The organism is Radiobacillus kanasensis, assembly GCF_021049245.1.
GTDB lineage: Bacteria > Bacillota > Bacilli > Bacillales > Amphibacillaceae > Radiobacillus > Radiobacillus kanasensis.
Genome location: NZ_CP088020.1, coordinates 3,067,734 through 3,086,687, shown reverse-complemented (window position 1 = coordinate 3,086,687; position 18,954 = coordinate 3,067,734). Strand labels below are relative to the sequence as shown.

Here is an 18,954-nt window from a genome sequence, read left to right as displayed (position 1 = left end):
GAGGAGCTTTCCATTGAGTCAAATAACAGAATCTGCAAAACAATTAGAAATACGAGCCGAGGTTGATGTCGTAGTATGTGGAGGTGGACCTGCTGGAATAGGTGCTGCTTTAAGCGCTGCTCGTAATGGAGCTAAAACGATATTAATTGAACATCATTCCTTTTTAGGAGGAATGGGTACAGCGGGTATGGTTACCTCTTTTGCCTATGGGTATCACGATAAAAAAAGATTTATTATTGGTGGGATTTTTAAGGAAATACGCCAAAAGTTATATGAACGCGATGGACTAATCATGACGGAACGAAAGGGATGGGAGCCTTTTAATCCGGAACTATACAAAATGTTGGCATTTGAATTACTCACCGAAGCGGGTGTGGAAATTTTGTGTCACACTACGATTACAGATGCGATTACAGAAAACGGAGATATTCAGGCGATTATCGTCGAGAGTAAGGCTGGAAGAGAAGCTATTAAAGCGAATCGATTTGTGGACGCCACGGGTGATGGAGACTTAGCGGCACGAGCGGGTGCTTCTTATAAAGTAGGTCGTGAAAAAGATGGGGGGACCCAACCTTCATCCCTTATGTATATGCTAGGAAATGTTCATGTACGGGAGGTTGGAGAGGCGTTAAATAAAAAGGGAAAACGTGGGTATTGGAAAACAGCCGATGGACGAAATTATTTAAATGCAACAGGTTTTCATGAGGAAATTGTTCAAGCGAAAAAAGAAGGGTACTTAACGAAAGTTAATCGTGACCATGTTGCCTCTATCTTCACGATTCCCTGGCTGAATGATGTAGTGGGAGTCAACTTTGTTCGCATCCAAGGGAAAAGTGCATTAGATCCAAAAGAACTAACAGAAGCTGAAATTATAGGCAGGGAACAAGTAGTGGATGGGATAGCGTTTTTGAAAAAATTCGTACCTGGATTTGAAAATGCTCAAATTGTTTCTACTGCACCGCAACTTGGTATTAGGGAAACGAGAAGGATTATGGGCGATTATGTAATCAATCAGGATGATATCGTACAAGAAAGGCAGTTTGATGATGTCATAGCCCAATCTTGTTATATGATAGACATTCATTCCCCAGATTCGGATAAAACGCAAATCTATAAGCTTCCTCCTGGGACACATTATGATATTCCTTATAGAAGTTTATTACCGGTTGGACTGAATAATCTATTGCTAGCTGGGAGATGTATTTCCGCTACACATGAAGCACTAGGTTCCTTTAGGGTTCAGGCGATATGTTTAGCTCTGGGTGAGGCGGCTGGAACGGCTGCTGCTTTGTCGGTAAAGGAAAATGTTGAACCTAGAGAATTGCCTATTTCTACACTTCAATCTGTACTGAGAAATAATGGAGCAATACTAGATTAGTAGCCCATTTTTTTATTGGTATATAGGTGGTAATAGTGTTTAGTAGAGTAAATAAATTTAGCAGGAGTCCAAGAAATTTGGTATTCCTGCTATTTGTTGTGTTAAGCCCATTTTAGAGTTTAATGATAAACGGATCTGTATTTTTTATAGGTGCATTCAATGAACAAAAACGACTCATAATCTTCTATGAGCCGTTCTATCTATACTATTTGTTTTTTGGGGATTTGGTTTTACCAATATCATAGGTTGTTACTATTTTAAAGCTTCAAAATAACTTCATACTTATTTCTGTACTTCCGTCTTCACGTAATCATGAAGTTCCGTATTATAGTACCCCTCACTGTATTCAATGAGATTATTCATCTCGTCATAGGAGTATCGCATCCGCTTAAGTAGAGGTGTCCCAGTGTCTACTTGTAATTCTTTAGCTATAACTGGGGTTGCAGTGGCTATATTAAAGTAATCCTCAAACTTTTCAAGGAATATATCTCGTTTTTCGATTAAGCCATATAACGATTGCTCTTGAATATCATGACTATCAATTGTTCCTAATTGATTGGAAAGATAATGAGTGAAATGGATATAAGGAGTACCGTCAAGGTTATATACACGTCTAATACATAGGCAACTTTCGTCAAATAATGGTTGTAAATGCGGGTCCTCTTTTGTTTGTACTTGCTTTATTTCCAACAGTTTCTTATTGATTTGATGCCCTTTTTCCACTAAGAATTCTGTGAAAAATTTACCGCGAGAGATTCTTGATGCGGAAGTATTTTGAATCACCTTTGTGCCCTTTCCACTTTTTTTCTCTAGTAGTCCTTCTTGTACTAATTCCTCTACGGCTTTTCGTACCGTTATTTTACTCACTCCGAACTCTTCTTCAAGTTGTGGTTCGGAAGGTATATTAGAATGAATAGGATAGACACCATGTAAAATTCTATCCTTCAATATATTTTTAATTTGTGTGTATAACGGGCCTTTCTTTCGAGTTATTGCCAAAATGAATCCCTACCTTTCTACATCCATTATACCCTTTGTCATGACATTTACGATATCCATTTCAGAAGATAGAGGAGTGTCCCCAACTATTGTATGGGCAAGCATACTTGCATGTGTAGCAAAATCAACTGTTTCTTGATCAGGGAGTTTTTTCCACTCTCCATGTAGTATCCCACTTGTAAAAGCATCACCTGAACCGATTCTATCTAGGGATCTAAAGGATAATGTTTTGGAAAATGAAAAAGTATCATCCTTAAATAAAAAGCCTTGTAAAGTGTGGGTATCATCCGTATTTATAGAACGGTGGGTTCCGGCTATGATTGAGATGTTATATGTTTCGGCTACTTTAGGAATAAGATCTAAAAGTTGTCCTTTTCGCTCTTTTTCTTCTGAAACCATACCAAGCGTATATTGAGCATCCTTTTCATTCATCATTACAATGTCAGCAAGATATAACATTTCTTCATAATGTTCCTTTGCCTTTTGATGGCCGTCTACACCCCAAAGCGACGGGCGATAATTACAATCAAAAACGATAGTACAACCGTTTTCTTTGGCTAACTTGGCGAAGGTTTTCATTTGTTCGCGTACTGTCTCATTCATCGCAAGTGTGATCCCGCAAAAATGAACAACATCGCTAGCTTTCGTGACTTCATGAAAGTCGTATTTTTCGTATGTGGCTGTATTAAAACTACTCTCTCGTCTATTAGAATAAGTAACAAGACTTGGTCTAGGTCCGAAGCCATTTTCTAGAAAGTACATGCCTATATAATCTCCTTCAAGATTAATAAAGGTAGTGTCGATTCCGAGCTTGCGAAGGGAGCTTATTGCAGAGTCACCAATAGCGTTGTTCGGTAGTGTAGATACTATGTAGCTAGTATGTCCTAGTTGTGCCAATGCGGCTGCAACGTTTACGCCGGTACCAGAAAAACTATAGTTTAAGCGATTAGATTGAGATAACAATTTATATCCAGGTACTTGTAATCGCATCATTACCTCTCCGAAAGCTGCAAAACTATTCCTCAACATTATCCACCAACCTTTTCATGATTTGGAGTAAAGAACGCACATCTTCTATGTTTGTTTCACCTGTCTGTTTATTGATGATCGAGGAGTACACATGAGGGATCATGATCGGAACATTAGCATCGATTCCAATCTGTAAAATCGCTTCAAAGTTTTCTAGGTCTATGCCACCTGTTGGCTCCAATGCGAATTGCTCTTCTCCACATGCCTGTGCTACCGCACGAAACTCATTTTCGCATTCTAATCCATTCATCGGAAAATATTTTAAGGCATTTCCACCCATATCACGAACTAGAGAGATTGCTGCTTTAACATGTACAACTGCCGTTTCTCTTGTGGAACTGCTAATTGCTCCTGTCGATATATTGACATATCCTACTTTCCCGGTAGGAGAGACTAAACTATTGATCCAGCTTTCCTTTTCACCTAAGTTAGCACGTGTTGCACCTACGGAAGGGAAAACTTGGTTTATATGAGTCCCGGCATAATGCGCAGCAATTTCTGCTACTACGGAAGCCTGCCGACTATCACCGGAACCAAGGCCAATAGAAACTGCGTCATCTATTTCTTTACCGTATTCCTTCATTGCAAGAACCGCTTCCTCAACAGTGCGATAATTTTTTGATAAAACCCCTACTAGTACATACCCTTCAGCTGCTTCAAATACTTCTTTCGCATTTTGAATAGAGTTTGCTAAAACATTTAAAGCGACACGTCCTTTGTAAAGCCGTTTAGCCATCTGATTCATCCTTCCTTACCTCCTAATAAACTACGTAATTGGGAAACAATAATGTTTAGGTCATCCCCTTGGAGTGGACGGGGATCAATATCGAAAAATCCTTGCTTTACCCCATAATCACGCGTGTAAATAGCAATTTCCCCCTCTTGCAATGAGGTCACAACCTCTTTAGCGGTCATGTTTGCATTATCAGAATCTATTTGGATCCGCGCGCGGTAAATGTCTCTTCCGGCATCGTCTTGAACGATCTTTACTTGAACGCCATCAAGTTCATTAAGTGGAGTTAGGAGGTGTAAACAATCCTTTTGTTGTTCGGAATTGGTTTCTCTTGTCTCGAATTCTTCTAAAGCTTGCAGTAAACCGAAGCTTACTTCTTTTCCAACTTTCATGCTTCTACCAATTCCGTAGAACTGCTGCTTCACCCAATCTATGTATTTGCGTTTCCCACCAACAATACCTGAGGTTGGCCCTTCAATAGCTTTTGACCCGCTATATATTACAAGATCCGAGAAGCTCACATATTTTTGAAGGTATTCTTCTGCTGCGGCATCGACGATAAATGGAATATTGTTCCGTTGTGCAATCTCCCACGCTTCCTCAACGGAGATCATATTTTTCTGTACCGCATGGTGAGATTGAACATAAAGGATTGCGGTCGTATTGTTAGTAATAGATTCTTCTATATGCTCGACTTTTCCTTCATTTGCATATCCGACTTCCACTAATCTACCACCGCCTAAATAAACCATCGTTTCGATAGGTGCCCCGTATTGAACGTTATGTCCCTTAAGAATGATAACATCGTTTGGGGTAATCTCTTCCTGGTGTAGACGTTCACTTAAACGACGATTTCCTTTTGTTATAAGCGCTGCAACAGAAAGGGCTATCCCGCTAGATGCGGAATTAACAATTACAGCTGCTTCCGAGCCTAGAATACTTGCGACATACTCCCCACCTTTGTCGACTAAATCAGCCATTTCTACATAATGCTGCCCTCCATATTTCATAGCATTCATTACCGAATCTGATGGAGTGGATACTCCAAGAATACTCATTCTCCCACTCGCATTAATCACTCGTTTCAATCCATATTTAGCATTCCATGAATTCGCCATTTACAACAACTCCCTTTGTCTGAATCCTTCTATTTGCGATCCGTTTATCGCCCTCGGAATCTATCAATGTCACGGGCTGATCGTCGACGGTAAACAAAGTTAGATTAGCAGGATCTCCTATCTTAATACGGCCTAATTCTGGTCTATTCAGCCATTTTGCCGCATTTACAGTCGCTGCAGCAATCACTTCTTCTAGTGGATAACCAAGATAAAGAAATTTAGAAAGTACGTGTGCCAAGCTATATACGGGTCCATTCAGGCGATTATAACGATAAATGTCTGTGCTAATGGTGTTAAATTTTATACCAAAATCCTTTGCTATTTCGGCAACTTTAAAGGAGAAGCTAGACGTTCCATGGCCAACATCCAGATGAATTCCTCGTTCAATTGCATCCGTTAACACTTGAAGCGGCATACCATCTGAATCAAATAGATTATTAGATTTTGCATGTAAGTAATGAGTTAATATATCGTGTTCCTGCATCAAAGGGACGATATCCCGTATATTTGGTGGCCCAGAACCAATATGAACCATTATAGGTAAGGACAGATTATTAGAAATTTCTTTAGCAATCCTCAATGGTTTGACACCGTTATTCTTAACCACACTACTGCTTATTCTAGCTTTTAACCCAACTATAATATCCTTATATTGATCCACTGTCTTCTGTATTTTTTCTTCGCTGACCCAACTCATATTTGATAATTCATCAATACGCTCTAACCCAATTTGTGAAATATTTAAAAAAGCAAAGAGGTTTGTTTTACTGTGCTGAGTACTCTTAATTAAGTCTGCCATTCTATCAGCACCACAACTACCAGCGTCAACTACAGTTGTCACTCCTTGCTTCACGCCTATTTCGTCTAATTCATCGCCGTATGGAGTGAATTCGGGAAACGCATGGACGTGTAAGTCTATCCAACCACTTGATACGTATTTACCTGAACAATCAACAACGTGATGCCTTTTTTTCTCCCCCACACTAGTTATTGCAGCTATTTTTCCGGCTTCAATCATGATGTCTATTTTTTGGTTAGAAATAAAACTCAAATTACGCAATACATAACAATCACTCACTTTTCTCCCTCTTTTTCATTGATTTATGGTCTTTCTTTGCTTATTAAACTAGAATTTCCACCCTATTCTTTACATTATAACATTATAATGTTTATAAACAATTACATTTTTGAGTTGAAATATGCTGTTTTTATAGGAATTTAAAATTAAGAACGGGGCATTATTCCTCATTTAAAATAATTTGTTTTTAAATTTGTCTTAACAAATCGTTATTAATATTGTATTATGTTGTTATAACATTATAATGTATAAAAGGTTGAGAATTTAAAATCCCCATAGAATCAACATTCATAAGTAGTTCATATGTTGCCGCTGTAGAGGTGTACATCCTTTCTAAACATCCAATTCACATCTAAGATTTCCGCTTAATGATAGTCATTCCATAAGAGACATAGTAAAAAAACCAGAAAAAATAATTGACTTTTTTGATTTATTAGTTAGTATTGGTATAGACAACTAGATGTTATAACAAATAAAAATTTTAAGGGGGAAATTAAATGAAGAAGAAAAGTTTTGGTGCTCTGTTGTTGCTGATGAGTCTTTCTATTTTGTTCCTTGCAGCTTGTAATGGAACGGATAGTGGGTCAGAGGCCAACGGGGAAGAGAGTGGAGAAAAAGGGAAAGAAGAAGTCGAACTTCGTGTTGTGACGACGATGGCGGGTACAGATCCTGCTGGAGAGGTGTTTGAGAAAAAACTAGAACAATTCCAGGAAGAAAATGAGAACGTTTCCATTGTGAACGACTCGCAATCAGCAGATGCTGGTACTATTCGAACAAAGGTAAACACGGATTTCAGTTCAGACAATGAGCCAGACCTAATGTTTTTCTTTAACACGGTGGATGTACAAGGAATTATTGATGAAGGCTTAGTCGTTAACCTTGAAGAAGCGGAGGGTGTTGATCTTTCTGGGTACAACTCCATGCTAGAACAACAAAGAAATGAAGATGGGAATTTATACGCAGCACCACAAACTGGTTTCTATGAAGGGTTGTTTGTAAACAAGAAGCTATTTGAAGAACACGGGATAAAGGTTCCTACAACTTGGGAGGAATATGAAACAGCAATTAAGGAATTTGCCAAAACAGATATTATTCCTGTAGCTGCTTCTACAATTGATTCCTATTATGTAGTCGAGCATTATGCATTAGCTGCCGGTGGAAATGAAAATTACACAGCTAAACTAGCAGACCAAAATCCTGCATGGGCGGAAGGAATCGATAACATCGCGAAGCATGCTGAAATGGGCGCTTTCCCTGAGGATGCTGCAACGATTGATCTTGCGATGGCACAAAGTATTTTCTTACAAGAACAAGCCGCTATGATTTATGAAGGCTCTTGGTTCTGGGGACAAATTGAAGAATCAGGCATTGCAGAAGATATTTCCGTAGTTCCAGTACCTGTTTATGGTGACGGTGGACAAACGGGAGATGTTGTAGGTGGTGCTTCATCTGGATGGTTTATTAGTACAAAGGCTTATGAAGATGAAAAGAAACAAAAAGCTGTAGTAGATCTGTTCAACTTCCTAACATCTGAAGAAACTATTATCGACATTGCTGCTGCTACTGGTCAAATTCCAGCAAAGGGTGAGTTAACAGATATACCTGATTATATTGCTACTGGTCATGACATGGTGAAAAATGCAAGTTCGGTTGCTTCCCCAATCAACGACCGTATCTTACCTGAAGCATTTACATTAATTCGAGAAAGTGTACCTTCTGTTGTTGCTGGTGAAAAGACCGGTGCACAGGTTCTGGAAGAAGCTGCAGCACTAGAATAATAGAAACAAGTAGTATATGAATTTAAAAGTTGCTTTGCCGCGTTAACCTGCGGCGAAGCACTTTCCATTATTTTTGAAAAAGGAGCTTCTTATGAAAGGTGATAAAAAATATATATTCCTTTTCTTAACACCAGCATTTTTAATATCTGGGGTGTTCTTATACTACCCATTCTTTGAAAATGTCGTACAAAGCTTTTATAAAACGGATGGATTTTTCAATTCAACTTTCATCGGTTTTGGAAACTATATTCGACTCTTTCAGGATGAAGTTGCGATTGGATCCACGTTAAATTCCTTAGAACTAATGCTGTATGTAGCTATATTCCAAGTCGGTATTGCTTTGGTCTTAGCTATTATGGTTGATTCCATCAAGCATGGAGCGGCCTTTTACCGTACAACCTTTTTCTTTCCAATTGTTATTTCAGGTGCTGCTATCGGTCTACTATTCACCCTTATTTATAATCATAGAAATGGATTGTTAAATGAAATATTAGTCAGTTTAGGGTTTGAGCGTATCTTGTGGCTAACCGAGCAGTCATCCCTTTACATGGTGGCGATTCCAACGGTTTGGAACTATGTCGGATTTTACTTTGTCATTCTGTTAACCGCCATTGGAAAGATTCCTAACGACTATTACGAAGCAGCAAAGCTCGAGGGGATTACGGGCTTCCAAAGAATGACGAAACTGACACTCCCCTTAATAGTCAGTGATATGAAAACGTGTCTAGTCCTTGCTATTACGGGTTCCCTGAAAATCTTTGAGCTTGTTTATATTATTACAGGTGGTGGACCAGCACGGTCTTCAGAGGTTTTAGGGACGTATATGTACCAAAAAGCCTTTGAAGATTCAGCAATTGGCTATGGAGCGACTTTAGCTGTCCTCATGGTAGTAATAGGGCTTACGCTAGCGTTTATCACGAACAAGCTATTAAAGAGCGATGGAATAACCTATTAGGATAAAAAAGGTGGTGACACGATTTGACGAAAAGTAACAAGAACCAACTTACTTATTTGGAGAAGTTTCAAAACAGGTATTTTACAAAATCAAAATACGGAAAGCTATTTATATACATTTGTTTAACAGCATGGTCCATGACGACAATATTTCCATTGGCTTGGGTTCTACTGAATTCATTTAAAGAGTCTCGGGATATCATTACGGATACATTTAAGTTTCCGACCAATCCAACCTTACAAAATTATATAAACGCCTTCGAAACCGTAAATATTGGTCAAAGCTATATGAATAGTTTCATCATGTCTGGCTCAACCGTGTTTCTCGTTTTGTTTTTCGGAGGTTTTGCAGCATTTATCATGTCCAGAATGAATTTTCGATTCAGAGGTGTCTTGCAAACTCTTCTTGTAGCAAGTTTACTCATTCCAGCATTTGCTACGATTGTCCCCGTGTACAGAATGATGATTAATATGGATCTCGTCAATACGTATTGGGCACTTATTATTCCTCAAACAGCAGGAAATCTACCATTCGCTATTCTAGTGATTAGTAGTTATATGGCAACGATTCCGAAAGAACTAGAGGAAGCGGCCTTTATGGATGGATGCAGTCGTCTTAAGATGTACACGAAAATATTTTTACCAATCTCCTTGCCTTCTTTTGCTACGGTTGGGACGTTCGTTTTCTTGTGGTCTTATAATGACTTATTTTCGTCACTTGTCCTTGTATCCCATGAAAAAGTGGCGCCAATTGTTGTGCTATTATCCAATGTTAGTTCCCAGTATGGTACAGACTATGGGTTAATGACAGCGGCAATTGCCATGACTGTTATACCGGTCATTATTGTCTATCTGTTCGCACAAAAAACATTCGAAAAAGGTGCAACGTCCGGATCTGTTAAAGGCTGATAGACTTTATAAAATCTATTACATTCCGTTAAAAGTGCGTGAAAAAGGAGGATGAAAAGGACCAAGAAGTTCGAGGCAGCGCAGCTTTGAGGAGCGGAGCGTATGCAGTTAATACGTGAGCACCGGAAAAGCAAGCTAACGAAGAAAATCGCCGTGTCCTTTTTACCGGACTTTTTTAACAACCTCTAAAAGGTGGGAGAACATGAAAATAAAACTTGAAGGGGAGTATTCCTCCCTTTTACCAGGCATAGAAGCATTGCAGGAAAATTTAGATTTTGCCTTGTCTGAAGATGGTTTGTCTGTGAAAGTAGAGCAACAAGACGGAGTCGGTGTGCAGGTTTCATACGAAAATGGTAGGGGACAAATTGCTTATGAAGACAGAATACATTTTTTTAGAGGGTTCGGGCTGTTTATCGAGTATTTTGAAAAGCAGGAACCCTTTTTTATAAAAGAAGAGCCGCAATTTTCTACCGTTGGGCCCATGTTTGACTTATCGAGAAACGCAGTGATGAAGATTGATAGATTTCAAGAAATGATCCGCACGCTAGCATTAATGGGTTTTAATTCCGCGATGCTTTATATGGAGGATACTTATCAGATTAAGGATGAACCTTACTTCGGCTACATGCGAGGAAGATACACACATGATGAATTAAAATCGTTAGACGACTATGCAGATGCATTTGGGATTGAACTGATTCCATGTATTCAAACACTTGCTCATTTAGAGGAGTTTTTAAAATGGAGTAATGCCTCCCATCTAAAGGATACTAGAGGAGCTTTACTCTTAGAAAGTGAAGACACATATGACTTTATTGAAAATATGATTACATCCGTAACAGATCCCTTTAGGAGTAAGCGTATCCATATCGGGATGGATGAGGCAGAAGAGCTTGGACGAGGTATTTATCAAAATAAATTTGGTTATAAAAGTCGCTTAGAGCTGATGACTACTCATCTAAAGCGCGTCCTTGACATTGTGAAAGCGCGTGGACTTGAACCGATGATGTGGAGTGATATGTTTATTAAATTAGCCTCTGAAAGCGGTGATGATCACTATAATATGTCGACCGAAATACCGGAACATATTGTTGAAAATACTCCAAAAGACGTACAACTCATGTATTGGGATTATTTCCATACGGATGAAGAGGATTATCACAAGATGATTCAGAAGCATAAAACGTTTGGGAAGGTACCAGCATTTGCGGGCGGGATTTGGGTTTGGAATACGTTCGCAACGAATTATGGTCTATCGCTCAGAACAAGTGATGCCGCTTTAAATGCATGTAAAAAAGAAGGAATCCAAGATGTCTTTGTAACCTTATGGGGAGACGATGGCTATGAAAATAATTTTTTTACCGCACTTTTAGGGTTACAAATGTATGCGGAGCATGCTTATTCTAAGGAGTTAGATAAAGAAAAGTTACGTGAGCGAGTGAAGTTTTGTACAGGAATGGCGGAAGAGACATTCCTTTTATTAAATGAATTGGATGAGACCCCAGGGGTTGAACCTGGCAATATGGTTCAAACCAATCCATCCAAATTTTTATTGTGGCAAGATGTGTTAATCGGCTTATTTGATAAACATATTGAAGGCTTAGATTTACATGGGCATTACTCGGAGAGAGTCTAAAATTAAAAGGATTAGAAACTCCGACCGTTCCCTTGATTATATTTTGGAAGTGCCAGAAAAGCTGTCCGCGGTATTAAGTATAAAATCGGAAATAGGTCTGAAATTAAAGGAAGCTTATGATAAGGAAAACAAGGAAGTGCTTAAAAGCATCAAAAATAAGGAAATTCCAACCATTATAAAAAGGGTTGAAGATTTGCGTAAAGCACATCGGAAGCAGTGGCTCCATATGCATAAACCGTTCGGCTGGGAAGTGATCGATATTCGATATGGAGGTTTATTAACCCGATTAGATACAGCTATCTATAGATTGAATGATTATATAGAGGGACGAGTAGAGAGCATAGAAGAATTAGAAGAAGAGCGGTTGTACTTTAATGAAGGTGTTGAAAACTCAACAGGCTTGGGATGGTGTAGCTATTACTACCGGATTGCATCACCAAATGTGTTCTTTCACGTATTACCTATCTATTAGTTGGTTTTGGGGAGGGATAAAGCTTAGCATGACCATAAACCAAAGATATTACCATGTTTTTGTTGGAACTTATGGGGGCGAGGGAGAAGATGCCATTCAACTCCTTTTATTTGATTCAAAAAATGGTAGCTTAAAGAAGGTTACTTCAACGTCAGGCATCGCAAGCCCGTCGTTTCTTGCCGTCAATCATGGGCAGAATCGTCTTTACGCTGTCAGTGAGGTGGATAATGGCGAAGTTGTATGTTATGACGTGGACATTAAGGAGGCTACTCTGACGGAAATAAATCGCCAATCTACCGATGGATCCTCACCTTGTTTTGTTAGTTTGGATAAGGGTGAGCAGTGGTTATTTACTGCAAATTACGGCGGAGGAAGTGTTGTCGCACATGCTTTGAGTGAGGATGGAGTCTTATTTCCCATAGCAGATCGAAAAAGCTATAATGCTGAGAATGAAAAGGAAAAGCTATCGCATCCTCATTCCATTGCGCCCATTCCGAATACAAACAAGTTCTTAGTCACAGATTTAGGATTCGATGGTCTTTATTTGTATCAATTTAATCGCGATACATCAACTCTCGAATTAGTTGTGGAGGTTGCGGCAGTGACAGGTTCTGGTCCAAGACACTTTGCGATCCATCCAGAACTACAGAACATTTATGTTGTGAACGAATTTAACTCTAGCATCTCGGTTTATTCCTATGATGATGCAATCGAGACGCTAGAACTAGTTCAGCAGATAGAGACAATTCCGGATGACTTTAAAGAAGACAATTACGGTGCAGATATCCACCTCTCCCCAACAGGTTCCTATTTATATGCTTCTAATCGTGGACATCATAGTATCGCAACCTATAAGATTCTTGGGGATGGGAGATTAAGCAGTTTACAGCAAACTCCTACAATGGGGGAATGGCCGCGTAACTTTGCGATTGTCCCGAACGCTGAGTACTTACTTGTAGCTAATGAGCATTCAGATTCCATTGTTGTGATGAAAATAGATGAAGAGGGCATACCTAGAGCGACAGAACAGGTCTATTCTGTTCATAGACCTGTTTGTTTAAAAGTTATGCCGGTTAAAGGGCGTTGAAAAGGGGTGGAAATAATCCACTCCTTTTTTATGTTATGAGATTATTAGTAGAAAGATTTTGTATAAGAGTTATAGTGTTCGCTCATGCTGGAAGCTGATCTCGTCGCTCTCCAATGTCCATGAACAAATTATGATCTGAAAGGTCTACTCCAATTAAGTGTTCTTTCCTGTCTTGTTTTTTTATCCATACTAAGTATCGATTCTCTTATTCTGCTAACGTTTTATTCCCGGAAACATCCCTTTATTTCATAAGCCTTTCTTAGATCCAAGCCATCCCTTTTTAGATCGCTAACTTGTTTGCTCCAATACCCTCCAAAAACCTCTTATCATTAGTTTCTCCTTAGTAAACTATATCAATTGCTAAGAACAATTTATTGTCCTAGAAGCTTTCTTTTCCTACTTATTTACGAAAATGTTTCCCTTCCATCCAGTGGACTATTTACCTATATTCACCGAGTTGATTATTGTCGAAAGTTTAGTATGAAAGATGTGTTCTAACAAAAATCCCATCCTACTTTCCGCCTGTTTTGACTTTTTATAATTGTTTTAAGAAGTATCTTCTAATATACTTCAAATTAAATTGAAAGCGATTTCAAAATTCATGTTAAACGGAGGTGGAATTTCTAGTCGATCAACCTAAAATAGGAGGGGAACTATGAAAAGGAAGACTTTTACGAAGCGGATGTCGACCATGTTATGTTTGCTTTTGCCTATATCCCTTTTACCAACGCAGGCGGTACCAATTTCTGCAGAAGAAAATACGGAGACTAATTTTTATTCCTCATTCGAAAAGGAAGATGCTCCTCTCACATGGGAAAATGAGGTAGAGCTAGATGCAGAAGGGAACGAAAAAGAAAGTGGAGTCATTGGAAATGTTCCGTACGACGGCATACAAGGGGACATTACCCATCTAGTGGAAGGTATTACAGCAAGTGCAGAAAACCCACCAAACGAAATTACTACAAATCTAGTAGATCGCAATCCTCAAACGAAGTGGCTCGCTTTTGAACCTACAGCCAGAATTGAATTTTCCTTTGAAGAAGAAGTGAATATCGTAAAATATGCTCTAACATCTGCTAATGACTATCCAGAAAGAGATCCAGAGGCTTGGGAGCTTTACGGATCGAATGATAAGAATGAGTGGACAAAACTAGATGAGCAAGATAATCAATCTTTCGCAGAAAGATACGAAAGAAAACTTTATGAAATGGATAATGATAAAAAGTACCGATACTATCGCTTAGAAATAAGTAAGAATGGAGGTGCTGGATTAACCCAGCTAGGAGAAATTGCTGTATCTAATGGAATAGACGCACCTCCACCAGAGCCTTCTAATATGAAAACATATATTGGTGATGGACCTACCAGTAGCTACACCGCCAAAACAAATGTAGGGTGGACCGGAACGAAGGCTTTATTCTATCAAGGGCAACAAACGGTAGAGGATCGTGGCTATTCCTATAATAAAATTTATGACGTAAATGTTGATGTAACCTCTGAAACTCAGCTTTCTTATTTGATTCACCCAGAATTTGCCGATCAAGAGCAACTCGATTATTCTAGTACATTTGTTTCTATTGATCTAGCTTTTACAGATGGTACGTACCTAAGTGAGCTTGAACCCCTTGATCAGCATGGGGTGGAGCTTAACCCACAAGCTCAGGGGAAATCGAAAACACTTTATGTGAATCAATGGAATTACAAGGTTTCGAACATTGGACAAGTAGCTGATGGGAAGACGATAGATCGAATACTTGTAGCTTATGATAATCCAAAAGGTCCTGGGGTGTTCCGTGGTAGTATTGATGACTTGAAAATAGACGGGAATCCTTCAGAAGAAGCTCCTTCTAGCCCAGTTGATTATGTAGATATATTGCGTGGGACAAACTCCAATGGCACTTTTTCTAGAGGGAACAATTTCCCTGCTGTAGCGGTTCCGCATGGATTTAATTTCTGGACACCGGTCACAGATGCAGGATCTACAAGTTGGTTATATTCTTATCAGCAATCTAACAACGATGAAAACCAACCAGAGCTTGAAGCGTTTGCCTTAAGTCATGAAACGAGTCCATGGATGGGAGATAGACAAACCTTTCAGATCATGCCATCCCAAGTAGAAGGAAAGCCTTCTGCAGATCGAAATGAACGAGCACTCGCATTCCAGCATTCAAACGAAATAGCCAAACCATATTATTATAGTGTGAAGTTTGAAAATGGAATCCAAACGGAAATAGCACCGACTAATCGTGCAGCGATGTTTAAGTTTCATTTCAATGATGCGGACCATAAACTCATTTTTGACAATGTAAATAATAATGGTGGCTTAACCTTAAATCCAGAAGATCAATCCCTAACTGGATACACCGATGTTCGTAGTGGTTTATCTGCTGGTGCGACAAGAATGTTCGTGTATGCAACCTTTGACGCCCCTGTAACGGAAAGCACCATGCTGACTGGGGAAGGTAGGGATCATGTATCTGGTTATATGGGATTCGATGCAGAAGATCAAACTGTTGCAATGAGAATCGCGACTTCCCTGATTAGTGTGGAACAGGCCAAGAAGAATCTCGAGCAGGATATTCCAAGTGATAGCAGCTTTGAACAAGTAAAAGACGAAGCGAAAAAGCTTTGGAATGAAAAGCTAAAGACTATTGAAGTAGAAGGTGCTTCGAAAGATGAGTTAACGACCCTTTACTCCAATATGTATCGCTTGTTCCTGTATCCAAACATGGCTTACGAAAATACAGGAACAGAAGAAAATCCAGTTTACAAGTATGCAAGTCCATTTTCTCCAGCGGCCGGTGAAAATACAGCGACTGAAACGGGAGCAAAGATCGTAAATGGGAAACCATACGTGAATAACGGTTTCTGGGATACGTATCGTACGACATGGCCGGCATATAGCCTTCTCACTCCTACGCATGCTGGGGAAATGATTGATGGGTTCGTTCAACAATATAAGGATGGCGGCTGGATTTCCCGTTGGTCTTCACCAGGCTACGCCAACCTCATGGTAGGAACGAGTTCGGATGTTGCCTTTGCAGACGCGTATTTAAAAGGAGTCACAAATTTTGATGTGGACGCTTTCTACGAATCCGCTCTAAAAAATGGAGCTGTAGCGAGTGACGATGCTAGTGTTGGTCGAAAAGGATTAACAACCTCCATTTTCGATGGTTATACAAGTACATCGACTGGGGAAGGGATGTCTTGGGCCTTAGATGGCTATATTAATGACTTTGCGATTTCCAATATCGCCAAAGAGTTAGCCGAGAAAAGTAAAGGTGCCGAAAAGACACGATACGAAACAGAATATAATTACTATTTAAATCGAGCACAGAACTATGTGAATATGTTCCATCCAGAGGCAGAATTCTTTATTGGAAAAAATGCAAATGGAGAATGGAGAACAACTGCTGAAGCGTTTGATCCTCGGGAATGGGGTGGAGATTATACAGAAACGAATGCCTGGAATATGGCTTTTCATGTCCCGCAAGACGGACAGGGGCTAGCCAATCTATACGGAAGCCGTGAAGCATTTGCAGAAAAGCTAGACGAATTTTTCTCGACTCCTGAAACAGCCCATCATCCAGGTCACTACGGAGGCGTAATCCATGAGATGAGAGAGGCTAGGGACGTGCGTATGGGCATGTATGGCCATAGTAATCAGCCATCACATCACATCGCGTACATGTACAATTACGCAGGCCAACCGTGGAAAACGCAAGAAAAAATTAGCGAAATTATGTCCCGTCTCTATCTTGGTAGTGAAATCGGGCAAGGCTATGCTGGAGATGAGGACAACGGTGAAATGTCTGCATGGTATATTTTCAGTGCGGCTGGCTTCTATCCATTGCAAATGGGATCACCAAACTATGCAATTGGGGCACCACATTTTGAGAAGATGACGATTCATCTAGAAAATGGGAAGGACATTGTGATTAAAGCACCAAACGTAAGCAAAGAAAATAAATACGTTCAAAGCTTGAAAGTGAACGGGAAACAGTACGACAAAACATCTATCTCGCACGAGCTTTTGGCAAATGGTGCGACATTAGAATTTGAAATGGGTGCAAAACCATCCAAATGGGGAACATCAGAAAAGGCATTACCAACTTCCCTAACAGATATAGATACGAATGGTACTTCCTTAGAACTTGATCCTCTATCTGATTTAACGGATGATGGAAAAGGCCAAGCGCATCATAGTGATCAAGGTGTAGCAAAAGCCTGGTTTGATAACACGTCTGACACCACCTTATCACTCTCGAAAGAAAAGGCATGGGTTCAATATAAATTTGATTCCAAAGCGAAGCGGGCGATGATGTACACGTTAACTTCAGGTGAGAAGAAAGAACAAGATCCGAAAAGCTGGGAAGTAATCGGTTCAAATGATGGGAAGCGGTGGACATTACTAGACCGTGAAGAAAATGTATCCTTTAAATGGAGAAGCTATACCCAGCCATTTACGATCGATAACCCCGGAGACTATCAATACTATCGAATTCAATTTAAGGACAATCAAGGTGCTAATCAAATTGCATTAGCTGAAGTAGAGTTCCTCGGTTTTGGAGATGTGAAGAACAAGTTGAAAACGATAGAGGGAACTCTTAAGGATTTTCATGAGTCTGGCGATGTTTCTAAGCATGATATGAAAAAACTGCAGAAAGAAATGAATCAAGTAGAGCACCAGCTTGAAAAGAATCATTATACGCAGGCAGCTAAAAAGGCAGAAGATTTCCTTAAGCACCTTAAAAAAGCTAAGAAAGTTTCAAACAAAGCACAATCACAACTAGAAGCAGATATGACAGCTTTAAAAGGGTATATCCTTCAGGCTAATAAAGACACTATACCTGGTAAAGGGAAGTGGAAGTATCGAGAAGAAGTATATCAAGTTCCTATCTTTGAATTGAGTTCGTTAAACATTCCTGCTATCGCACCGGGTCAGGACGCTACAGTTTCCGTGGATATTCAAAATGTAGGAATGTCTGAAGGCGAGAAGGAAATTACCTTATCCATTAATGGAGAGCAGAAAGAAGTCAAAACGATCGCTTTGGCTCCTGAAGAGACTCAAACGGTTACGTTCACGGTCTCCGGCTTGCCATTAGGGATTCATGAAGTACAAGTGAATGATCAAATAGGTACTTTGAAGGTTTTACACATTGATAAACCAGTTCTATCAATGTCCTTTGATGAAGAGGATGCAAGTGATCAATCTCCTTATGAACAAAACGGTGTTCTAAACGGCAATACTGAAATCGTTGAAGGTAAGTTCGGGAAAGCAATCAGACTTGATGGCGGCTGGATTGAGGTCCCAAATTCGGAGTTTCTTAATGGAGGAGACGAACTATCGATTGCAACATGGTTAAAATTAGATGATGCTCAGCAGGATCAAAAAATTATAGGAAAGACTTCCATCGGGAATGGATATCTATTAGCAGTTGATGGCGGTATCTATCCAGAAATATGGACGGAAGGTGGACCAAGACTATCCTTTAATGAAGGAGAGATTCCTTCTCAAGAATGGGTACATTTAGCCCTTACCTTTAAGAAGGATGACCGTCTTATTGCCTATATTAATGGAGAAGAAGTAGCCAATATTTCTGCTGGATCTGTCCCTATTTTAAACAATGATGAGCCCCTTATTATTGGAGGCGCTCCATGGAATCCGGAAGCGTTACAAATGCGCGGAGCAGTTGATGAGGTTCGTATATTTAAACAAGCATTGCAGCCAGAAGAAGTTGTGAATCTTATGAATGACAATACAATAGAATAGGTGAGAATCC

At 39.6% G+C, this 18,954-nt stretch carries 13 protein-coding genes; 8 read left to right on the top strand and 5 right to left on the bottom strand.

Annotation, left to right across the window (positions count from 1 at the left end):
- Nucleotides 1-13: 13 nt before the first annotated feature.
- Nucleotides 14-1,378 (top strand): FAD-dependent oxidoreductase, encoded by a 1,365-nt coding sequence (locus KO561_RS16020; protein WP_231094271.1) that lies wholly within the window; start codon nt 14-16, stop codon nt 1,376-1,378.
- 282 nt (nt 1,379-1,660) lie between these two features.
- On the opposite strand, the gene KO561_RS16015 is transcribed toward KO561_RS16020, so the two are convergent.
- From KO561_RS16015 to KO561_RS15995, 5 genes are read right to left on the bottom strand one after another with little or no spacing between them, the layout of a single operon-like run.
- Nucleotides 1,661-2,377 carry a GntR family transcriptional regulator gene (locus tag KO561_RS16015; protein ID WP_231094270.1) on the bottom strand — a complete coding sequence of 239 codons (717 nt, stop codon included), beginning with the start codon at nt 2,375-2,377 and terminating at the stop codon, nt 1,661-1,663.
- Between the two features lie 9 nt (nt 2,378-2,386).
- The gene (locus KO561_RS16010) at nt 2,387-3,403 is read right to left on the bottom strand and encodes a sugar kinase (protein WP_231097202.1); all 1,017 of its coding nucleotides are present in this window, start codon (nt 3,401-3,403) and stop codon (nt 2,387-2,389) included.
- Entirely contained in the window at nt 3,393-4,151 is a 759-nt protein-coding gene (gene dagF, locus KO561_RS16005; protein WP_231094269.1) for a 2-dehydro-3-deoxy-phosphogluconate aldolase, read from the bottom strand. The genes KO561_RS16010 and dagF overlap by 11 nt, the downstream gene beginning before the upstream one ends.
- On the bottom strand, nt 4,148-5,257 hold the full coding sequence (locus KO561_RS16000) for a DgaE family pyridoxal phosphate-dependent ammonia lyase (protein ID WP_231094268.1): 1,110 nt from the start codon (nt 5,255-5,257) through the stop codon (nt 4,148-4,150). Before KO561_RS16000 ends, dagF begins: the two co-directional genes overlap by 4 nt.
- Nucleotides 5,235-6,335 carry an amidohydrolase/deacetylase family metallohydrolase gene (locus KO561_RS15995; RefSeq protein WP_231094267.1) on the bottom strand — a complete coding sequence of 367 codons (1,101 nt, stop codon included), beginning with the start codon at nt 6,333-6,335 and terminating at the stop codon, nt 5,235-5,237. The genes KO561_RS16000 and KO561_RS15995 overlap by 23 nt, the downstream gene beginning before the upstream one ends.
- 497 nt (nt 6,336-6,832) lie before the next feature.
- On the opposite strand from KO561_RS15995, the gene KO561_RS15990 reads away from it, so the two are divergent.
- The 7 genes from KO561_RS15990 (at nt 6,833) to KO561_RS15965 (ending at nt 18,944) form a co-directional block, all read left to right on the top strand.
- On the top strand, nt 6,833-8,113 hold the full coding sequence (locus KO561_RS15990) for an ABC transporter substrate-binding protein (protein WP_231094266.1): 1,281 nt from the start codon (nt 6,833-6,835) through the stop codon (nt 8,111-8,113).
- 91 nt (nt 8,114-8,204) lie between these two features.
- Complete coding sequence (locus KO561_RS15985; protein ID WP_231094265.1) at nt 8,205-9,068, top strand: carbohydrate ABC transporter permease; 864 nt, start codon at nt 8,205-8,207, stop codon at nt 9,066-9,068.
- 23 nt (nt 9,069-9,091) lie between these two features.
- Nucleotides 9,092-9,976, top strand: coding sequence for a carbohydrate ABC transporter permease (locus KO561_RS15980; protein WP_231094264.1), 885 nt, complete (start codon nt 9,092-9,094; stop codon nt 9,974-9,976).
- 202 nt (nt 9,977-10,178) lie between these two features.
- A complete protein-coding gene (locus KO561_RS15975) occupies nt 10,179-11,612 on the top strand; it encodes a beta-N-acetylhexosaminidase (protein ID WP_331000799.1) in 1,434 nt (477 codons plus the stop codon).
- Nucleotides 11,587-12,084, top strand: coding sequence for a hypothetical protein (locus KO561_RS20505; protein WP_331000798.1), 498 nt, complete (start codon nt 11,587-11,589; stop codon nt 12,082-12,084). Before KO561_RS15975 ends, KO561_RS20505 begins: the two co-directional genes overlap by 26 nt.
- 28 nt (nt 12,085-12,112) lie before the next feature.
- Nucleotides 12,113-13,171: a lactonase family protein gene (locus KO561_RS15970; protein ID WP_231094263.1), complete on the top strand. Its 1,059-nt coding sequence runs from the start codon at nt 12,113-12,115 to the stop codon at nt 13,169-13,171.
- A 655-nt stretch (nt 13,172-13,826) separates the two neighbouring features.
- On the top strand, nt 13,827-18,944 hold the full coding sequence (locus KO561_RS15965) for a GH92 family glycosyl hydrolase (protein ID WP_231094262.1): 5,118 nt from the start codon (nt 13,827-13,829) through the stop codon (nt 18,942-18,944).
- The last annotated feature ends 10 nt before the right edge of the window (nt 18,945-18,954 follow it).

Excerpts from the sequence above, each read along its gene's own strand:
- KO561_RS15990 (WP_231094266.1), top strand. The coding sequence starts at position 6,833 with ATGAAGAAGAAAAGTTTTGGTGCTCTGTTGTTGCTGATGAGTCTTTCT.
- KO561_RS15965 (WP_231094262.1), top strand. The coding sequence starts at position 13,827 with ATGAAAAGGAAGACTTTTACGAAGCGGATGTCGACCATGTTATGTTTG.
- dagF (WP_231094269.1), bottom strand. The coding sequence starts at position 4,151 with ATGAATCAGATGGCTAAACGGCTTTACAAAGGACGTGTCGCTTTAAAT.
- KO561_RS15970 (WP_231094263.1), top strand. The coding sequence starts at position 12,113 with ATGACCATAAACCAAAGATATTACCATGTTTTTGTTGGAACTTATGGG.
- KO561_RS15975 (WP_331000799.1), top strand. The coding sequence starts at position 10,179 with ATGAAAATAAAACTTGAAGGGGAGTATTCCTCCCTTTTACCAGGCATA.
- KO561_RS16000 (WP_231094268.1), bottom strand. The coding sequence starts at position 5,257 with ATGGCGAATTCATGGAATGCTAAATATGGATTGAAACGAGTGATTAAT.
- KO561_RS20505 (WP_331000798.1), top strand. The coding sequence starts at position 11,587 with ATGGGCATTACTCGGAGAGAGTCTAAAATTAAAAGGATTAGAAACTCC.
- KO561_RS15985 (WP_231094265.1), top strand. The coding sequence starts at position 8,205 with ATGAAAGGTGATAAAAAATATATATTCCTTTTCTTAACACCAGCATTT.